The sequence below is a fragment of the Dapis brunnea BLCC-M229 genome (assembly GCF_050015995.1).
Taxonomy (GTDB): Bacteria; Cyanobacteriota; Cyanobacteriia; order Cyanobacteriales; family Microcoleaceae; genus Trichodesmium.
Genome location: NZ_JBNHEP010000075.1, coordinates 845 through 19304 on the forward strand (window position 1 = coordinate 845; position 18460 = coordinate 19304).

Below are 18460 nucleotides of genomic sequence, written 5' to 3' on the forward strand. Positions count from 1 at the left end.
CAAAAGTTGAAGTAGGGGCAAGACACAGATTTGGCCACGGATGCACGGATGGTGAGTTATATTGTCTCAAAAGTAAGAATGTCTGCCAACGGAATTCAAAAGTTGAAGTAGGGGCAAGACACAGATTTGGCCACGGATGCACGGATGGTGAATTATATTGTCTCTGGTAGGTAGTAGTAGGGAAAATTGTGGGTAAGGAGCGAGTAACCACCGAAGACCTCTCCCCCAACCCCTCTCCTGCAAGGAGAGGGGAGTTTCTCCCCCTTCCCTTGCAGGGAAGGGGGTTGGGGGGTTAGGTTTTTCCACCCACATCATCGGGGTTTGGAGACCAAACCCCTACCAAAATTCGAGTTTTTCCAATATTGATGGTAAAATCTTATTCTCCAAAAAACTAGTCCTCTGCACAGAAGAGCGATCGCTAAATTATTTGCTAAAATTAGATAAGTTCAATGTCACATTCATATTATTATGGTAAACTACGACCAACTACTCAACCTACCATCAAGTGACGAATTACCAGATTCAGACGACAAACCCGTGGATCACGAAATACAAATTCTAATTCCTAACCTGCTAATGTTAATTTTAAATCAGTTATGGAGCGATCGCTATGATTGGTTTTTTGGCGTGAATATGGGAATATTCCATACCACAGGGTCAAATCCTAGAGTTGCTATAGTTCCTGATGGTTTCCTCAGTCTGGGAGTTCCACGACTCAAAAATAATAAATTGCGATCCTCCTATGTTCTTTGGGAGGAAAATTATGTTGTTCCAATATTCGTATTGGAAATTGTTTCTAAAACTTATGGGGGTGAATACGATGAAAAAATGATTGATTACGCTCGGTTGGGAGTATTGTATTATATTATCTATAACCCAGATTATTCCAAGCGAGATCAACATGAGCGTTTTGAGGTGTATTACTTGGTAGATGGAGCATACCAACGTTTAAAAGGAAATCCCGTGTGGATGCCAGAAATTGGTCTGGGGATAGGAACTGAAGTTGGTAACCATTACCGTTCCGAACAAGAGTGGTTGTATTGGTATGACTCTGAAGGGAATAGGTTTATGACTCCAGAAGAGGAAGCACTTCAGCAGCGACAACGAGCTGAACAACTCGAACAAATGTTGCGTTCCCTTGGTGTAGATCCAGAACAGTTGTAGTTATATAGCATTCAGCATTCAGCTTTAGTGTAATAACTGTAGTAGGGTGTCTAGACTAACATTGTGGATAAAACTTCCCCCCTCTCCTTGCAGGAGAGGGGTTGGGGGAGAGGTCTTCATTAACTCGCTCTTTACCCAAATTTTCAAGCTAGACGTGCTATACCGTTGCACTGAAGTCAGAAGTCAGAAGTTAGATTCTATCGACTAAAAAGTTTAATAATATCATAGTTTTACACATAGGACTTACGCAAAATATCAAATTATACACCACTTGTAGGGGCGATTCGCGTAATTAGGAGCATTCCGTAGGAAATCGCCCCTACTAGAGTGGTTCTGCGTAAATCCTGACAATTATTTGACATTATTCTAAATTCTGCGTAGCGCTATAATTGCTAATTTTTTCCTAACTTTAACCTTTCTTGCTCTGGCAAATTCTCTGCCAAAATACTAATATTTTCCACTGGAATATTAATTTTAACTTTCTCACCAATAGCATATTGATTCAGATGAAAAGGATTAATATTTTGCCTACGGATAACTATCTTAGTTTTGTCAGTTAAACGCACAACATAACGAGTATCTGTACCAATATAAACCAGATTTTCTATTATTCCCGAAAAATCAAATTCTGCTGTCAAAGTTGGCGGAGAGATTTCTATTTTTTCGGGTCTCACAACTAAGGTAATAATTGTATCTATTGGAAAATGACGAACGGAGGGTATTAATAAAGGCAAATCTTCATCTATTAATACCAAACTTTTATTCTCTTGATGTGCAGTTATTCGCCCAGTTAAAAAATTACTTTCCCCAATAAATTCAGCCACAAAACGAGTTTTTGGTCGTTCATAAATCTCCACCGGAGTTCCTACTTGTAAAACTTCTCCTTGGTGCATAACTGCTATTCGGTCAGACATAGTTAAAGCTTCTTCTTGGTCGTGAGTAACATAGATAAAAGTAATACCTAACCTTTGCTGCATTTGTTTTAATTCCAACTGCATTTCTTTGCGCAATTTCAAATCTAAAGCACCCAAAGGTTCATCAAATAATAATACTGCTGGTTGTTTAACTAATGCTCTTGCCAAAGCTACTCTTTGTTGTTGCCCACCAGATAATTGTCGGGGATAACGTTTCTGCATATCTATTAATTTTACTTGAGCTAAAGTATCAGTTACCCGACTATTTATTTCTGGGCGCGGGAGATTTTCCATTTCTAATCCAAAGGCAATATTTTCTGCCACTGTGAGATGGGGAAATAAAGCATAATTCTGAAAAACTGTATTGACTGGTCGATGAAATGGCGGACTATTTCCCATTAGTTTGTTTTGAATATAAATTTCTCCAGACGTGGGAATTTCAAAACCAGCTATCATTCTTAATGTCGTAGTTTTACCACATCCAGAAGGACCAAGTATGGAAAAAAATTCAGATTTTTTTATCTGGAGATTGATATTATTTACAGCGATAAATTTTTTTTGATTTTGACTAGGGAATATTTTGGCAATATTGACGAGATTGACTGCTATATTTTCCATTTAGGAGTAAGTTATACTTTCTGATTATTTAATTTAGATAGATAATAGCTAAGATGGTATTATCTATCAGTTTTTTTTATTTTTCTCTACCTGTTAATAAGTAAGCATTCAGCAAACAGCTTTTGAAGGAATAAAGCAACTATCGGGATGGCATTTAGCTACCTGGCAGTCACTGCTTCAGCAATGAGTAATTAATAATTAATAATTACTTCTAAAGTTAGGGAAGGAGACTTTAGCAGTAAGTTTTACCAAAAAAAAGGTCTAAAGCCTCCCCTTTTAAGGGGATAAAAAAAGAGAATATTCCTTATTTCAATCCTCTGGGTTCAGCCAGAGGTACTGATAACTGATAACTGATAACTGATAACTGAAATAACCCTCTCCAAAATTAATAGCTGATGGCTGTTTGCGTAGCATTCTATAGGAAATGCTGACGTTAATCAAATGAAGACCTCTTTAACTCCCACTTCAAAAAAGAGTTTTAGGAGTTCCTAACAAGGGTATAGATTTCAAGGGGAAGATAGGAAGGTTAGGTATTACCCAAAATTTTAGTCTAGACGAGCTACTATGTCTAGATTTAATATGCCTTTAACAAACAGTCTCTCATTAATTAATAATGCAGTTGCTTAAAGAAAAATATCAATTTTATCTCTTAGTTCCTCCTTTCAGAAGCAACAGAACTATAGCAATCCTAAATTGGTTGTGAGAATTTTTCTAATAGTTGATTTGAACTGGAAACATGACTAAATTATGACTCCTAAATATCTCCAAAATATTACAACTTAAATAGGATTGCTATAAAAGAGATTTAGTATTAATTGTTATCAATAAACTTAGCGATCGCTTCCTTAACTAACATCTGATTTGGTTGGTTAGAAATTTCTGTATAATTAACTTTGCCATGGTTTAAAAAAGATTCAGAATATTGAATAAGTCGCTGAATATTTTCTGGTCTGGCATCATCAATAGCATTATTAGTTCCAGTTAATTGAAACTGTAAACGTAAATAACATTTTGGATTACTAATACCCAAGATTTGTTCTGCCACTAAATTGTCAGCTCCCGCTTGACCATTAAGTGTTAAACTGAACAAAGGAATTGCCCATTCAGACAAACCCCATCCTACAATTTTTTCAAATGTGTAAGCATTAGTAGTTTCACCTGTGCCAATAGAAATTACAGAAATTTCTTCTAGTTTATGACCTAGTTTAATAGCGTAACCAACTGCAGCTAAAGTAGGATTATTTGCTGCCACACCCCCATCAATATATGGATAGCTTTTGTCTTGACCTTTTAATTCATAAGGTGGAAAATAAGTAGGTGCAGATGCAGAGGAAACACATATTTCCCAGAGAGGAATATCAGAGTACCATAGAGAATCTTGATTAACAAAAAAACTTGGGTCGTCTTGATACATATTATAAGCAACTATCAAAATATTAGGTTTAACCACATCCTTAATTTTGATTGGTACTTGATTTTTAACTAGATACTTTTGCATCACATTAATTAGACCTTGATTGGAGAATTTAGGAGCAGAAAGTCCATATTTAGCAATTAAGGGTAATCTTTTTCTAGACCAGCGAGTTTGATATGGAAAAATTTCTAGTGTTTCGTTTTTATAAAGGTTGAGAACTTGATTACTATCCATTCCAGAAACAACTGCTCCAGCAATTAAAGAACCTGTGGAAGTACCAGCAACTAAATCAAAATATTCTTGTAAAGACTGACCTTTATTTTCTTGAATTTGTTGTTCAACTTTTTGAAGTATTCGAGCAGCCATTACCCCACGAACTCCACCACCGTCTAAGCTTAGAATTTTGAAAGTCATAATTGTATTTTCCTGAATATTCTCATTGAACTATTATACCAATTTCACAAATGTTTGTTGCATAAGGTAGAAGGCTTTAGTTATCTAAGAGAGAAGGCTTTAGTTATCTAGGAGAGAAGGAAGACATATTGAATAAAAAAAGAAAAAAATGATAGAGATATAGCAATCATATTTAAGTTATAAGATTTTATACCATGTCCGGATAATTAGTGATAAAAACACTTTTTTATCCTGATACATTCTTTTCTCCTGACTCCTGAATTCTGTCTCCTGAGGACTCCCTAATTATTTATAACTGTTCAACCGGATATGATATTAGTGGTAATTAGGAGTCAGGAGTCAGAATATAAAAGGATTTTGATTTATCTTAATTGTTCTTAAATTCTCTCAAAATCATTTCTGATTGCTATGGCTGTCTAAAATTCATTTGAGAAGGTCTTTTTAAGCATCTCTGATAGAGATGCACTTTTTGTAGCATTCTTTTTTAAAACTGGTATTAGATTATATCCTGAAAAAAAGAAGGAAAAGCAGACGAAATAATTTGGCATCTATAACGTAGAAGTTGAGGGCAAAATTTTGTTTATACTTAGGAGTGGATAATCAAGAGACTTATACTTAGGATAAATCTCTCTTTATAGCAATTCCTATCTCTGAATGAGGTACAAAATTCCTTGATTTTAAGAAGTAGGTAGGGACGTTGTATGCAACGTCCGTATATAGTAGTAATTCGGGAAACAGGGAATAGAAAAGAATAGAAAAGAATAGAAACAACTGTACCTCAGTAACCTGAGAAACCCTATTATTTAAAAATAATATTAGACCTCTTAAAAAATCAGAAATCAAATCAATTATTATCCATAAATTATTAATTACCGAATTATTAATTATTAATAATTGATAATTAAATAATTCATGCCTTGAAGCCTCCCCTTGGATAGGGGAAAAAGCGGTCGTTTGCGGAGCAGTCCGTCAGGATGGGATGGCGAGGTCTCCTCGCCATATCCAATCGACCAAGAGAGCGGTCGTTTGCGGAGCAGTCCGTCAGGATGGGATGGCGAGGTCTCCCGCTCTTTCAGAGCCGCTGCGCTTTTCATGTCGGCTCTTAGCCGAAACGCCATATCCAATCGACCAAGAGAAAAGAAATAATATTTCTTTATATTCAATCCTCTCGGTTTTAACCAGAGGTAATTATCAATTATCCATATCAATTATCCATTATCCATTATTAATTAATGAATTATCCCTATTTCTAGGACTATTTCATTCTAGTAAAAGGCATGGGGGAGATTAGTTTGGAAGGTGTGGGTCGGCGGGATATATGAGAACATGGAACCCCCAAAGAGTTAATACCATTTTCAAAAATTATTGTTACATTCACGACCAAGGGAACACTTAACTGGGAAATAAAAACATAATAAATCAAGAATAAAAAAGGTTTAATTTTTAGAATTTATGGGATTTATCAATTTTTTATTGTAGGCATAAATCACATGCTTAAGATGTAACAGCCTATGCATAAATTTGGTATAATTCAACCCCTCTGGTTGTAGTTTCTCCCCACACTTCCCACACTTCCCACACCTACCCTATTCCCTCTTTTTTGAAAATGTCTATTTACCAACTCCTAATTTAACTTCTGTCCAAGCTTCATCATATAAAATTGTTGCTTGACCAAGGTCTTGAATATAGTTAAGTTTGGCAAATAATTCTGGTGGTGGATAAATAGCATAATTATTCAGGTCAGCAGCTTCGATTAAACCTTGATCTTTTGCTGCTTGGTTTGGGGTAGCATACTTAATAAAATTAGATATTTTTGCTCCTATTTCTGGTTCAAGAATAAAGTTAATAAATTTTTCTGCCAGCTCTTTATTTCTACTTCTTTTGAGAATAACCATATTATCAGTTAAGAGAATACTTCCCTCTTTGGGAATAGAATAACGAAGGTTAGGATTTTCTTTCATAACTTGGAAAATATCCCCACTCCATTCACAGGTTAAATCTACCTCTCCTTGGTCTAATAAGTTTTGACCAGTATCCGGCGCAAAAGCAGCGATCGCCTGTTTATTTTTAATCAAAAAATCTCTCGCTTCAGTAATTTCTTTAGGGTTAGTTGTATTGGGGTTATAACCAAGAGAAATTAAAGCAATAGAAAAGGTACTACGCATATCATCTAATAAGGATACTCTCCCCTTAAATTTATCGTCAAACATGGTTGACCAACTATTAATTTTACCCCCTGTTGCTTTAATGTTATAACCTATTCCCATTGTGCCCCATTGGTAAGCCACACTATATTTATTTCCCGGATCATATGGAGGGTTAATAAATTTATCATTGAGATTTTTTATATTAGGAATATTTTCTTGATTTAGTTCCTCTAGTAGTCCTTCAGATGCCATAATTTTTACCATATAATCAGCGGGAAAAGCTACATCATAACCAGGATTTCCAGGTTTGATTTTGGCATAGAGGTCTTCATTGCTTTCATAAGTATCGTATTGAATTTTGACATTAAATTTATTCTCAAATTCAGTAATTACTTCAGGTGCAATATATGTAGACCAATTGTATATACTCAGAACATTATTGGCTGAAGTATTGGGATTATTACTACAAGCAATAGGGAAAATTAAGGCAATGCTAAATAGCAACAAAAAAGTGATTATTTTTTTCATAAGTACCTGGACAGAATTAATTTAATATTTTGGCGGTGGTAGGCAAGATTCAACAATTAATAATTAACAATTAATAATTATTAATTACCTTTTCTTATAAAGAAGAAGATTGGGCTAAAAGGAATTTTGTTCTTCTCTTGGTCGATTGGATATGGCGCAATTCGGAGCGGCTCTGCAAGAGCGTGGAAGCTCGCCATCCCATCCTAGGTAATGCTCCGCAAACGACCGCTGTCTTGGTCGATTGGATATGGCGAGGAGACCTCGCCATCCCATCCTGACGGACTGCTCCACAAACGACCGCTTTTTCTCCATGAATGGAGAGGCTTTATACCTGAATTTTTGGCGTTGGTCAATGCGTAATGCTTTTGTCTCAAATATCTATGAAAAAAATATAGTTGTACGATTCATAAATATTGAAGAGCATTACCTAATAACCAACCCCGAATTTTTTGGTAAATAGGTAAGAGGTAAAGGGAATATAACCGATTAGTAAATAAATGGCAAATACACAAATAATTTTGTCTACCTACTTAGTTATATCAATGGTGATAAATGTTTTTTACAAATGGTAGGGATGTTGCATGCAACGTCCCTAAGTCCGAGGGAAGAAGGCTTTGGTTATCTAGGAGAGACCGAAGTTGGAGTAAATATTGAAAAAAAAGGAAAAATGATAAATATAGCTGTCTAAAATGAAACGGTTCAGATAAGACTAAAACTCATAAAGTATGGAATCATTAGAGTAGCTCTTCAGATTACAGAACTCCCCAAAAAATCCTGTATCGCTCTATAGATTCATCTACTTTCCTTTTTCCTTTTTCCTTATTCCCTCTTCCTTTTTTTTTCAATAATTTTAGGCGTTTTTTTCATTCCCCAATTTATCAATAAAAAGAGAAGATACCACCAACATTAAAGAAGCCACTAACATCAAAGTTGATATAGCATTAATAGCTGGAGTTACCGAAAATTTAATCATACCATAAACGAATAATGGTAATGTTGTTGAACCGACTCCGGCAGTGAAAAAAGTAATCACAAAATCATCCAATGACAAGGTAAAAGCTAACAAAGCAGCACTAAAAATTCCCGGCCAAATTAAAGGTAAAGTAACCCGAAAAAAAGTTCGCCATTCATTAGCACCTAAGTCTAAAGCTGCTTCCTCCAAAGCAGGGTCAAGTTGAGCGACTCGCGCTCTGACAGTTACAACAACGAAAGAGATACTAAATACTATATGACCAATAATTACTGTCGGTAAACCTAATACTAAACGAATACCTAAAATATTTTCGATTAGCTGAAACCCCAAAGAAAAGAAAACTAATAAAGAAATACCAATAGTAATTTCGGGAATAATTATCGGCAAAAAAAGTATTGCCTCTAAAACATTACGTCCAGGAAAACGAAAACGTTCTAATGCTAAAGCAATCATAGTACCAAAAATTGTTGCTAGTAATGTGGAAATTGTTGCTACAAAAAGACTATTTTTCAGGGCATCCCAAATCATCACATCGCTAATCGTATTATCAGCAACTCCTTGTAATAAATTGCCATACCATTTTAAAGTAAAACCTCGCCATACAGCATTAAAACGAGAATCATTAAAAGAGTAAATTACTAAGATAAAAATAGGTAGATAAAGAAAGGCAAAACCCAAGGTCGCATTTAGCCATAAACCAAATTTGCCAAGAGAACGAATGAGTAAATCAATTTGTTTCATTTTCAAAAGGGAATAGGGAATAGGGAATAGGGAATAGGGAATAGGGAAGAAAGAAGAAGGAGTGAATATTGAAAAAAAGAGAAATTAATAATAGAAATATCTGTCTGAAATAAATTGGAGTAGCTTTTTTCAATAAGAAGTAGAAAGGTGTGAATCAACGTCACTATGTAGCAAAATTTTAAAGCAGTTTAAACCCTTGAGATTGCTTCCTTCCACTCCGTTCCAGTCGCAATGACGTATTTGTAAATTTTTTCACCTACCTACTTACTATGTCCGGCTAATTAGTCATAAAAAAAATTATCATCATGCAAATTTATCCCTACTCCCTACTCCCTACTCCCTGCTCACTTATTTTTCTGTTCCGAGATGCCGAAATAGATAATAACTGGAATTAATACAATCATCATCAAAGCAATTGATAATGCTGAACCAAACGGCCAATTTCTAGCTTTAAGAAATTGATTTTGAATCAGATTTCCCACCATCATAGTTTTTGCGCCACCTAAAATATCAGGAGTAATAAAAGCACCAAATGCTGGAATAAAAACCAGTAAACAACCTGCAATTATGCCTCGCATTGTTAATGGTAAAACTACACGAAAAAAGGTTCGTAAATCATTAGCGCCTAAATCTTGAGCAGCTTCTAACAAAGAAAAATTAAAGCGTTCAATTGTAGCATATAAAGGTAAAATCATAAATGGTAAGTAGCCATAAACCAAACCAATAATCACAGCAAAGGGTGTAAATAAAAGAGTCAAAGGTTCGTCTGCAATCTGCAAACTCTGTAAGACAATATTAAATACTCCTTCAGTCCGAAGTAAGACTATCCAAGCATAAGTACGCACTAAAAAATTAGTCCAAAAAGGAATGATAACTAGGATCAATAAAACATTACGCCAAGGTGGTCTAATGGTAGCAATAAAATATGCTAAGGGGTAGCCAATTAATAAACACATTATAGTTGTAATTAAAGCCAGGAATAAAGACCGCCAAAATATTCCCCAGTATATTCCTTGAGCTAGTCGTTGATAGTTATCTAGAGTAAATTGCCAAATAACACCACCATAAGTACCTCGTTCTAAGAAGCTATAAATTAAAACAATTACTAAAGGGAGAATGAAGAAAATTAATAGCCAGATAGTCCCCGGAAATAGGAGAACTAATAAATTTTTTAGTTGACGGTTTTTAATATTTGATGTAGACTGTTTTTCCTGGGGTTGCCACATATTAATTAGCTAATAAATCAGAGATTATAATTATCAGATTGATGTTTATTTGTCAATCAGTGAAATTAAAATCATGGCAGTCATTGTTGAGTAGATTTAGGTTTAACAAAAGGATTAATCTTTCTACTAATAACCTTTCTATTGAGTCATGGTAAATTAGTATCAGTCAAATATATAGCAATCTGCGCATTGGTTGTGACAATTTTTATAATAGTTAATTTAAACTGAAAACATGAGTAAATTCTGACTCCTGACTCCTGACTCCTGTAAGGGCAAACGGCCGTTTTGCTCCGCAACATGAAACACCCCTACCACCAAAATATTACAACGTTTTATAGGATTGCTATAGTTTTTTTGTTTTGGATTGAATCGTCACTTTCAGGTAAAAATATATCTACTTGACAAAGATGGAAAATCACTATAGCAGTCCTATTTTGGTTATGAAAAAAATCTCTTGGGATGAGGTAACAGGGAACAGGGAACAGGGGTAAAAGTTTCAGAGTTTTAATGTATTTTTTGATTTTTGACAAATCATTTATAATTCCTACATCACTGGTTTGTGCTAAGATTACACCTTTTTCTACTTGAGGGATACTATCAAATAGTAGCGATTATAGAGATTAGTCAACTTTTATATATTGACAAAATAACAATTTTGTGAATATGAGCTTAAACCCTGAGATTATACTACTCAAGATGTCAAAACTTGTTAACTTTTATATATTGACAAATAGAAATATTTATATATATATGGCTCCTCAGTGTTTTCATCGTCAAGTTAATCATACTATTTTAAAGAATATGTAAAATTACTAAGATTTTATTTAAAGATTTAATGAAGATATAGAGTTTTTTTTCAAAATGAAATATATCAACTTTTATATATTTTCATCCTGAAAATTAATTGGCATGATTGTATAAGATAAATGTCAAAGCTTTAGCAATCAAAGATAACCTAGCTTCAGTCAAAAAATATGAAAAAATTAAGTGAAAATAACCAGGAAAGTATTTGGAAACAAAATATAGTTAAAACTAAAAGAAAAGGATATTTTAGAAATATACAAGAAGTAAAAGTTGTAGCAACAGTAGCAAATATTGCTCAAGAATCATCTGCATCAAAATCTTTTACATCAAAGGTTTGGGTAGCTTATACTTCCATATAAAGACAATATTACGTTGAGCAGAGTGGGCAAAAAATCTGCCGATCGTAGAAAAATTAATTACTATCAAAGTTTCCAAATTTTTTTGGAAACTTTTTTTATTAAGTCTGTTATTTGGGGTATGACAAAACAAAATTTATTGATGGACGGGAATCCCGCGCTGTACCGCAGGTCAGCGTCGGGAGGATGTCAATATAATTAAGTAGCATTACGTAATTAATTGCAGACCTCTATTCTCTGTAATGCCTATAGAATAAAGGTTTTAGTATTGCTCAAATTGGAATTAATTTTGTGTACCCACTTAACAAAATATCATTAAATAAATGAATAAAAAAACTTGTCTTTTCCAACCCAATGAATTGAGCATACATTGTACATAAGAGAGTGAATACACAAGCAAAGATTAAGGTAGCGTATTGGCTTAATATTCGGTATGTTCGGTGGGTTATACCAAATTAATAAATGTTTGCTACAAATAGTTAGGCTATTTCTTAGAAGTCAGGTAGGGGAGCCGTCCGTAGGGCGACCTACAGGATAAAGGAGTCAGAATGAATAAATTTAATATCATTTTTTATGTCGTAATTTCTCTTTTTCATCAAATAGACATTTTCGATCGAGTCTTTTAATACTGCTTATTATTCGTAACATTCTTTTTTTTTCATCCATGGTATTATACCGTTTCACGGCAGTTAAAAGTCAACCCCCCTTTCCCCTCTAAGGGAGGAAGTCAAAAGTCATGTATTAAGATTTCATCGGCTCAAAACTTTGACGCGCTCAGTAATTTCAGGAAATTATTTCAGCTCTAAAGTTTGAAACTATTTGTGCCATCTTTTAAAGTGAATTGGTATTACCGCAGACAATTAAAAGTTTGGTGAGTTACCATAAGTGTTGATGCCTTTTTCTGTTGGCAACAGCGGTTTTGCTCCGCAACATGAATAGCGGAGCTTTGCTTTAGCAAAACCCACCCTATGGCAGGGTTTATATTCCTTTAACAAACAGTCTCTAATATTGACTATATTCAAGAATTGATAATTGATAATGCATAATTGATAATTACCTCTCCCTAAAACCGATTGGATTGAGACAAGGGAAGAAATTTTTGACTTTTTCTTCTTAAAAGAAGAGGCTTTTAACCTGAAATTAAGTAATTATCAATTGTCAATTTTCAATTATTAATTGGTAAGTACCTGTTCATACATAAAGTTAACTTTTTATTAGGAGTAGTCAGGAGTAAGAATAGTTAGGAAAAATTTACTTCCTACAGTTACTTTACATTTGATTTTTCCTACCTACTTAAATATCTAATTATCAGTCATCAGGTATCAGTTAATTTTAACTTTTTCAACCTCTAAGTTTGGCAACTACCACTATAGCAATCCGCGCATTGGTTGTGAAAATTTTTATAATAGTTAATTTGAACTAAAAACCTTGAAAATTATGACTCCTGACTCCTGACTCCTAACTGCCACCAAAATATTACAACTTAAATATAGCAATTCCCAAAGTTATGAGGTACAGTTTTTTTTCTTCTTTTCTGTTCCCAGTTAAGTGTTCCCAGTTAAGTGTTCCCTCAAACCTAAAATTTTTTACCTCACCAGTATGGGAATTGCTATAGGATTGCTATATATTTTTAAAATTAGTAATTCAGGAATTTTGGCGGGTTTGAATCCACCACTGCTATACCTTAAACTTCGCCCTTAATAGGGGGGTTTTGATAACTCTTAACTGTTAACTGTTTCAAGTTTTTGCCTGTAGCAGTGTAAATTAAAATACATGAGGGAAGAGTAATGTTATTTTCAAACTAGGAGAATCTCCAAGTTTGTATAAGTTTCTAAGAGTGGCATAGTTAGGATGACAGACATCGAATCAATATCATTATTTACTGAAGAATTGGTAAGAGTTAAGACAGGCAAATCTCTGTCAGACATTGAAAGGGAAGTTCTCAGAGAATCCTTATGTGGCAAAACCTACAGTCAAATAGCCTCAGAATTGGATTACTCAAGAGATTATATTAGTCAAAATGTAGCTCCTAAATTATGGAAGCTACTTAGTATTATCCTGAAAGAAAAAATTAGCAAAAATAACTGCCGTTCGGTACTAGAAAGAAAAATAATTATCTATCAAGGAAGTAGAAAGGAAACTACAAAGACAGGTTTAATTAATCTAAATACAATCAAATATTCAGAAAAATTAGACATTAATGATTGTAAACTACTTGATGGTAGAGTTCCTATGGGTTCTCCTTATTATATAGAACGTGCTGAAGAATTAATCTGTTATTTAGAAATTAATAAACCAGGAGGATTTCTCCGCATCAAAGGACCTAGACAAATGGGAAAAACTTCTCTATTAATGAGAATCATCACCTATGCTACAAAACAGCAATATAAAACACTTCGATTAAGTTTACAAAGAGTAGATAGTACAGTAAGCAAAGATATAAATAAATTTTTAAGATGGTTCTGTGCTAATGCAACTAGAAAACTACAACTAGAATCAAAATTGAATGAATATTGGGACGAAGATATTGGTAGTATAGAAAGCTGCACTTTCTATTTTCAAGACTATCTCCTATCTATAATAGATAGTCCTATAGTTTTAGCAATAGATGAAGTAGATTATATTTTTCAGTTTCCGGAAATAGCCAATGATTTGTTGTCAATGTTAAATTCTTGGTATGGAGAAGCTAAGGAATTTAAACTCTGGCAAAAACTGCGGATAGTGTTAGTACAATCCACAGAAGTTTATATTAGAATGAATATTAATAAATCACCATTTAATATGGGGATCGCTATAGATTTATCACCATTTACTTTAGAGCAAACCCAAGAATTAGCACAACGTTATCAAATCGAATTATTGCCAGCAGAACAAAAGAAATTAATGCGATTAGTGGGTGGTCATCCCTATCTAATTAACACTACTTTTTATCATATAAAATGTCATGATGCTAGCTTAGAAAGCTTAATCGAAACAGCCGCGACAGACACAGGTATTTATAGTGACCATTTACATCGACATTTACAAAATCTCCAACAATATCCAGAGTTAAAAACAGCTTTTCAACAGGTATTAAAGGCTGTTACTCCTGTAGAATTAGAACAAGTATTGGCATTTAAGTTAAAAAGTATGGGTTTGGTAGTACAACTGGAAGGTAATTTAGTTATGCCTAGTTGTGATTTATATCGGCGATATTTTTATGATGTTCTGATCGATATGTAGTAGGGAGTGGAGAAAAGTTAAAATATATCTAGTCTATTTTAAATATAGATGTTGATTTGAAAAAGTCTTTAATAGCTTAACAGCCTTTGCCTTTTGCTTTTACTTGTTATCTTTACTATTTCCAAAATAAATTTATATTAGCTTATCAAATAATGACTTTAGAAAGAGAATTTAAAAAACCTCGTTATTATCTCCATAATGGATTTCGGATGCCCATGGGATTCCCTCCAGAAGGGTTTAGGTCTGGGATTAGTTATCAAGCACAACCTTCAGATATTTTTATCGCAACTTATCCTAAATGTGGAACTACATGGACTCAATATTTAGTCTGGTTAATTCTAAATAATGGACAACCTCTGTCAGCTTCACAAACTATCTCTGAAGTAAGTCCCCATTTAGAAGAAGTTGGAAAAGAAACTATAACTAAGTTAACAAGTCCGAGAATTATTAAAACTCATTTACCTTATAATTTAACGCCTTATCACTTAGAGGCAAGTTATATTTATATAGCTCGTAATCCTTTTGATTGTGCCGTTTCTTTTTATCATCATACGAGGGGATTTATTAAACATTATGATTTTGCCAATGGCACCTTTGATGACTTTTTTGAATGTTTTATTACCGGAGAAGTAGACTTTGGGGATTATTTTGATAATTTAGTGCTTTGGTATGAACATAAAGATGATGATAATGTACTGTTTTTGACTTATGAGGCAATGAAGTCTAATCTCCAAAAAGCAATTTTTAAAATAGCAACTTTTCTCGGTTCAAAGTATGTTGAAACTATCAAAAATGAACAAGTTTTAAATCAAATTATGACTCATAGTAATTTTGAAAGTATGAGCAAAAAACAGGAACGTTGGTCAAGCAAAAGACCTGAAAATATGCCCCCATTTATTCGGAAAGGAGAAGTGGGAGATTGGAAAAACTATTTTTCACCAGAACAGACAAAAAGGTTGAGGGATAAATTTAAAATGCGGACTCTAGGAACTGGGTTAGAAAACCTTTGGTTAGAAGTTTAATCCCTAATACCATTTCTCAAAAACTTTTATACATTTTATTGAGCAGGGGAGTAGGGGAGAAGTAAAAATATGAATAATTAATACTAACCTAACTGGTTAATAATTATCCAAAGGCTTATTCTACTTGTGTTAATTAATTAATAGTTGAAGTGTCGTCTAAATATACCATGAATTTTGGTAATTAGTATAATATAAAACTTAATTAATAAAAATTAAACAGAATCAATCTAGTGACATTTGTTGAAAATATTAAATAGCAATCTTAAATTACTCATAAACGCACCATGATTACTTTAGCTAAATGGTCAATACAAGACTATCATCAGATGATTTCTGCAGGTATTTTGAGCGATCGCCATGTAGAATTATTAGAAGGAGAAATTATTGAAATGTCGCCAGAAAAACCTTTGCATCGGAAAATAACTGATTCTATTGCCGAATATTTGCGAGAAAAGTTCCGAGGTCTGGCAAAAATCTACGAAGCACATCCAGTTACTCTTCCTAATTCAGAACCTGAGCCAGATATTGCTGTTGTTAAAATACCAGTATCTTTATATGATTTTCGTCATCCCTATTCTGAAGAAATTTATTTGTTAATAGAAGTTTCTGATACAACTCTAGAAAAAGATTTAGAAGAAAAACGATTTCTTTATGCTAGTGCTGGCATTTTAGAATATTGGGTTGTGAATATAGAAACTGAACAAATTATCGTATTTAAACAACCATCAATAGATAATTATCAATTCCAAAAAATCTACAGTCAAGGAACTATTTTTACATTGGTTTTTCCTGATATTGAAATATTAGTAGAAGAGTTATTGAAATAGGGAGTAGGGACGTTGCATGCAACGTCTCTACAGAGTAGGGAAGATGAGTCGGAGGATAGAGAAAAAGCAAAAAATATTTATAGCAGTCGCTATTACTCGCGCGGACATTCTCACACCTTTTAAATTTAGTCTGTGCTGGGAATGTAAGGGCGAATAGTTATTCTAAGGGCGAATGGCCATTCGCCCCTACTAACTTCAGATATGGTCTGGTTTTGTTGCTGCGATAAAAACCATGCGATCGCTAAATTTCAATACTGAATTATTCTGATATTTCTCTTCCATTTCTTTTAAACCTGCTGCTAATTCAGTATCGTTAAATTCAGAAAGCAAAAACATATAACGATTTTCTACCATTTGAAAATACTGGATTTTTGGCAATTCTAAAGGGTATTCTATAATATCAATATTGACAACAAAACCTACTTTTTGAAGTAAATTAATCAGTTCTTGATAGTGAGGTTGTTTTTTTTCGTACAACTCTAGTGCTTTGGCAAATAAAGGATATTCAATAGTGGGTGGTAAGAGCAATAATAGGAAAATTCCCCCTGGAGTTAATCTTTGCCATAAATTCTGGAATAGGAGAAATTTTTCTTCTATATAATGGATAGCTTCTTTTAAGAAAATTTTGTTATAACTTCCTGGTTTTTGAGAAAATTTTACCCCATCCATTTCTACAGGATTTAATTGACTATTTGCCGGAATTTTTTCTAGCATTTCCGCAGAAGGATCGACGCAAATAATTGGTTTCTGTAATTGAACTTGATTGAGAATTTCTTTGCTATAAATTCCTGTTCCACAACCAATATCTACTAAAGTATCTGTGGGAGTTAGGTGTAGATATTCGATGATTTTTTGAGTTGTGAATTTAATATATTTAGGAGAGTATGACCAGAGATTATCGTAAATATTGGCGATATTTTTGTAATGGTTTTCGGAAGGGTTGTTTGTCATAACTAAGAAGCAACAAAATAACTCTATAAATAGGGATCTGTACAGAAAAAAATTCTATATTATAGTATACTAATATTAGAGAGCTATAATTGCAATAATACAAGATTAATATTCCTCAATAAAATTATACTCAAAATTTTATGCTAGAAATAAATTTTCAAAACATTCGTCCTTACAATGGTGGTTCAAGAGAGGCATTTGAAGAGTTATGCTGCCAAATATTTCATAGACTGTCTAACAGTTCGATTCCTAATTTTCAATTACCAAAAGATAGTCAATTTCAGCGTTTTCGAGGTGCTGGTGGTGATGGTGGAGTTGAAGCAATTTGGATTTTGCCTAATGGTAATAGATGGGGACTTCAGGCAAAATACTTTGATAAATTAGAAAATTCTCAATTTAATCAAATGAAAGATTCACTGGAAACAGCAGTGAAGAATCATCCTGAAATTATCAAATATATTTTTTGTATTCCATTAGATCCTACCGGAAAAAAAGCAGAGGGTAAGCGAGGAAAAAGTAAAACAGAAAGACTAGAGGAATTAAAATCTGAGAATATTAATCTTTCCATTGAATTTTGGACAGAAAGTCTACTTAGAAATTATTTGCTTGCTGTTGATAGTAATGGTGGTTTACGTCGCTATTGGTTTGACCGCGAAGTAATGACAAATGATTGGCTTAAACAACAATTAAATGGTGCTGAAGCTCAAGCGGGTAAACGTTATTCTCCTCAACTTTCTGTAAATGTTCCTGCTTTTGATGCTTTAAATGCTTTTGCTATTCAAGATAGTTGGAAAGCTAAATTTGAGCGATATTTTGAAGAATTTACAGAAAATCTTCAACGATGGAATAGTCATGTTAAAAATTCTAGCGACTTGCCACAAAATAGTCATCAAATAATTGAAAATATCACCAATCAATTAATTTATCTGAAAGATGTTTTCAGTAGAGATTACAAATTTAGTATTGATGTACAAGCAATAAGTCTAGAATTTTCTAATTTAATAGAAGATACAACAGAAGCCGAAAAAATATTTCTCGATAATCTTCTTGAAAAATATGGTAAAAATGCAGATACAGTAGCATTTCGTCAGTTTTAAACTGAATATAATGCACACTTTCCTGCCCTAAATTTAGATATA

The 18460-nt window shown here is 33.5% G+C and carries 13 protein-coding genes; 7 read left to right on the forward strand and 6 right to left on the reverse strand.

The annotated features are described in order from the left end of the window. Positions 1-468 precede the first annotated feature (468 nt). Positions 469-1164: a Uma2 family endonuclease gene (locus tag ACP6PM_RS08325; protein WP_426583576.1), complete on the forward strand. Its 696-nt coding sequence runs from the start codon at positions 469-471 to the stop codon at positions 1162-1164. Positions 1165-1556: 392 nt separating this feature from the next. On the opposite strand, the gene ACP6PM_RS08330 is transcribed toward ACP6PM_RS08325, so the two are convergent. From ACP6PM_RS08330 to ACP6PM_RS08340, 3 genes are all read right to left on the reverse strand, one after another. Then, positions 1557-2696 carry an ABC transporter ATP-binding protein gene (locus ACP6PM_RS08330; protein ID WP_426583578.1) on the reverse strand — a complete coding sequence of 380 codons (1140 nt, stop codon included), beginning with the start codon at positions 2694-2696 and terminating at the stop codon, positions 1557-1559. A gap of 811 nt (positions 2697-3507) precedes the next feature. After that, the gene (locus tag ACP6PM_RS08335; RefSeq protein WP_426583580.1) at positions 3508-4524 is read right to left on the reverse strand and encodes a patatin-like phospholipase family protein; all 1017 of its coding nucleotides are present in this window, start codon (positions 4522-4524) and stop codon (positions 3508-3510) included. A gap of 1610 nt (positions 4525-6134) precedes the next feature. After that, positions 6135-7199 carry an ABC transporter substrate-binding protein gene (locus tag ACP6PM_RS08340; protein ID WP_426583582.1) on the reverse strand — a complete coding sequence of 355 codons (1065 nt, stop codon included), beginning with the start codon at positions 7197-7199 and terminating at the stop codon, positions 6135-6137. Positions 7200-7446: 247 nt separating this feature from the next. Here ACP6PM_RS08340 and ACP6PM_RS08345 point away from each other — a divergent pair, with 247 nt between their 5' ends. After that, positions 7447-7659: a hypothetical protein gene (locus tag ACP6PM_RS08345; RefSeq protein WP_426583584.1), complete on the forward strand. Its 213-nt coding sequence runs from the start codon at positions 7447-7449 to the stop codon at positions 7657-7659. A gap of 390 nt (positions 7660-8049) precedes the next feature. Here ACP6PM_RS08345 and ACP6PM_RS08350 read toward each other — a convergent pair whose 3' ends face one another. Further along, the gene (locus ACP6PM_RS08350) at positions 8050-8913 is read right to left on the reverse strand and encodes an ABC transporter permease (protein WP_426583586.1); all 864 of its coding nucleotides are present in this window, start codon (positions 8911-8913) and stop codon (positions 8050-8052) included. Between the two features lie 344 nt (positions 8914-9257). Continuing rightward, the gene (locus tag ACP6PM_RS08355) at positions 9258-10139 is read right to left on the reverse strand and encodes an ABC transporter permease (RefSeq protein WP_426583588.1); all 882 of its coding nucleotides are present in this window, start codon (positions 10137-10139) and stop codon (positions 9258-9260) included. A gap of 974 nt (positions 10140-11113) precedes the next feature. Between ACP6PM_RS08355 and ACP6PM_RS08360 the strand changes: the two genes are divergently transcribed. The 4 genes from ACP6PM_RS08360 to ACP6PM_RS08375 all read left to right on the forward strand — a co-directional run bounded on the left by ACP6PM_RS08360 (position 11114) and on the right by ACP6PM_RS08375 (position 16370). Beyond that, positions 11114-11302 carry a hypothetical protein gene (locus tag ACP6PM_RS08360; protein WP_426583590.1) on the forward strand — a complete coding sequence of 63 codons (189 nt, stop codon included), beginning with the start codon at positions 11114-11116 and terminating at the stop codon, positions 11300-11302. A 1848-nt stretch (positions 11303-13150) separates the two neighbouring features. Continuing rightward, positions 13151-14521 (forward strand): AAA-like domain-containing protein, encoded by a 1371-nt coding sequence (locus ACP6PM_RS08365; protein ID WP_426583592.1) that lies wholly within the window; start codon positions 13151-13153, stop codon positions 14519-14521. 152 nt (positions 14522-14673) lie between these two features. Continuing rightward, the gene (locus ACP6PM_RS08370; RefSeq protein ID WP_426583593.1) at positions 14674-15543 is read left to right on the forward strand and encodes a sulfotransferase domain-containing protein; all 870 of its coding nucleotides are present in this window, start codon (positions 14674-14676) and stop codon (positions 15541-15543) included. A 284-nt stretch (positions 15544-15827) separates the two neighbouring features. After that, the gene (locus ACP6PM_RS08375) at positions 15828-16370 is read left to right on the forward strand and encodes a Uma2 family endonuclease (protein ID WP_426583595.1); all 543 of its coding nucleotides are present in this window, start codon (positions 15828-15830) and stop codon (positions 16368-16370) included. A gap of 195 nt (positions 16371-16565) precedes the next feature. Here ACP6PM_RS08375 and ACP6PM_RS08380 read toward each other — a convergent pair whose 3' ends face one another. Next, positions 16566-17321 (reverse strand): class I SAM-dependent methyltransferase, encoded by a 756-nt coding sequence (locus tag ACP6PM_RS08380; RefSeq protein WP_426583597.1) that lies wholly within the window; start codon positions 17319-17321, stop codon positions 16566-16568. Between the two features lie 140 nt (positions 17322-17461). On the opposite strand from ACP6PM_RS08380, the gene ACP6PM_RS08385 reads away from it, so the two are divergent. After that, positions 17462-18418, forward strand: a complete 957-nt coding sequence (locus ACP6PM_RS08385) for a hypothetical protein (RefSeq protein ID WP_426583599.1) — start codon at positions 17462-17464, stop codon at positions 18416-18418. The last annotated feature ends 42 nt before the right edge of the window (positions 18419-18460 follow it).

Coding starts and splice junctions, on each gene's coding strand:
- ACP6PM_RS08325 (WP_426583576.1), top strand. CDS start 469: ATGGTAAACTACGACCAACTACTCAACCTACCATCAAGTGACGAATTA.
- ACP6PM_RS08330 (WP_426583578.1), bottom strand. CDS start 2,696: ATGGAAAATATAGCAGTCAATCTCGTCAATATTGCCAAAATATTCCCT.
- ACP6PM_RS08335 (WP_426583580.1), bottom strand. CDS start 4,524: ATGACTTTCAAAATTCTAAGCTTAGACGGTGGTGGAGTTCGTGGGGTA.
- ACP6PM_RS08340 (WP_426583582.1), bottom strand. CDS start 7,199: ATGAAAAAAATAATCACTTTTTTGTTGCTATTTAGCATTGCCTTAATT.
- ACP6PM_RS08345 (WP_426583584.1), top strand. CDS start 7,447: ATGGCGAGGAGACCTCGCCATCCCATCCTGACGGACTGCTCCACAAAC.
- ACP6PM_RS08350 (WP_426583586.1), bottom strand. CDS start 8,913: ATGAAACAAATTGATTTACTCATTCGTTCTCTTGGCAAATTTGGTTTA.
- ACP6PM_RS08355 (WP_426583588.1), bottom strand. CDS start 10,139: ATGTGGCAACCCCAGGAAAAACAGTCTACATCAAATATTAAAAACCGT.
- ACP6PM_RS08360 (WP_426583590.1), top strand. CDS start 11,114: ATGAAAAAATTAAGTGAAAATAACCAGGAAAGTATTTGGAAACAAAAT.
- ACP6PM_RS08365 (WP_426583592.1), top strand. CDS start 13,151: ATGACAGACATCGAATCAATATCATTATTTACTGAAGAATTGGTAAGA.
- ACP6PM_RS08370 (WP_426583593.1), top strand. CDS start 14,674: ATGACTTTAGAAAGAGAATTTAAAAAACCTCGTTATTATCTCCATAAT.
- ACP6PM_RS08375 (WP_426583595.1), top strand. CDS start 15,828: ATGATTACTTTAGCTAAATGGTCAATACAAGACTATCATCAGATGATT.
- ACP6PM_RS08380 (WP_426583597.1), bottom strand. CDS start 17,321: ATGACAAACAACCCTTCCGAAAACCATTACAAAAATATCGCCAATATT.
- ACP6PM_RS08385 (WP_426583599.1), top strand. CDS start 17,462: ATGCTAGAAATAAATTTTCAAAACATTCGTCCTTACAATGGTGGTTCA.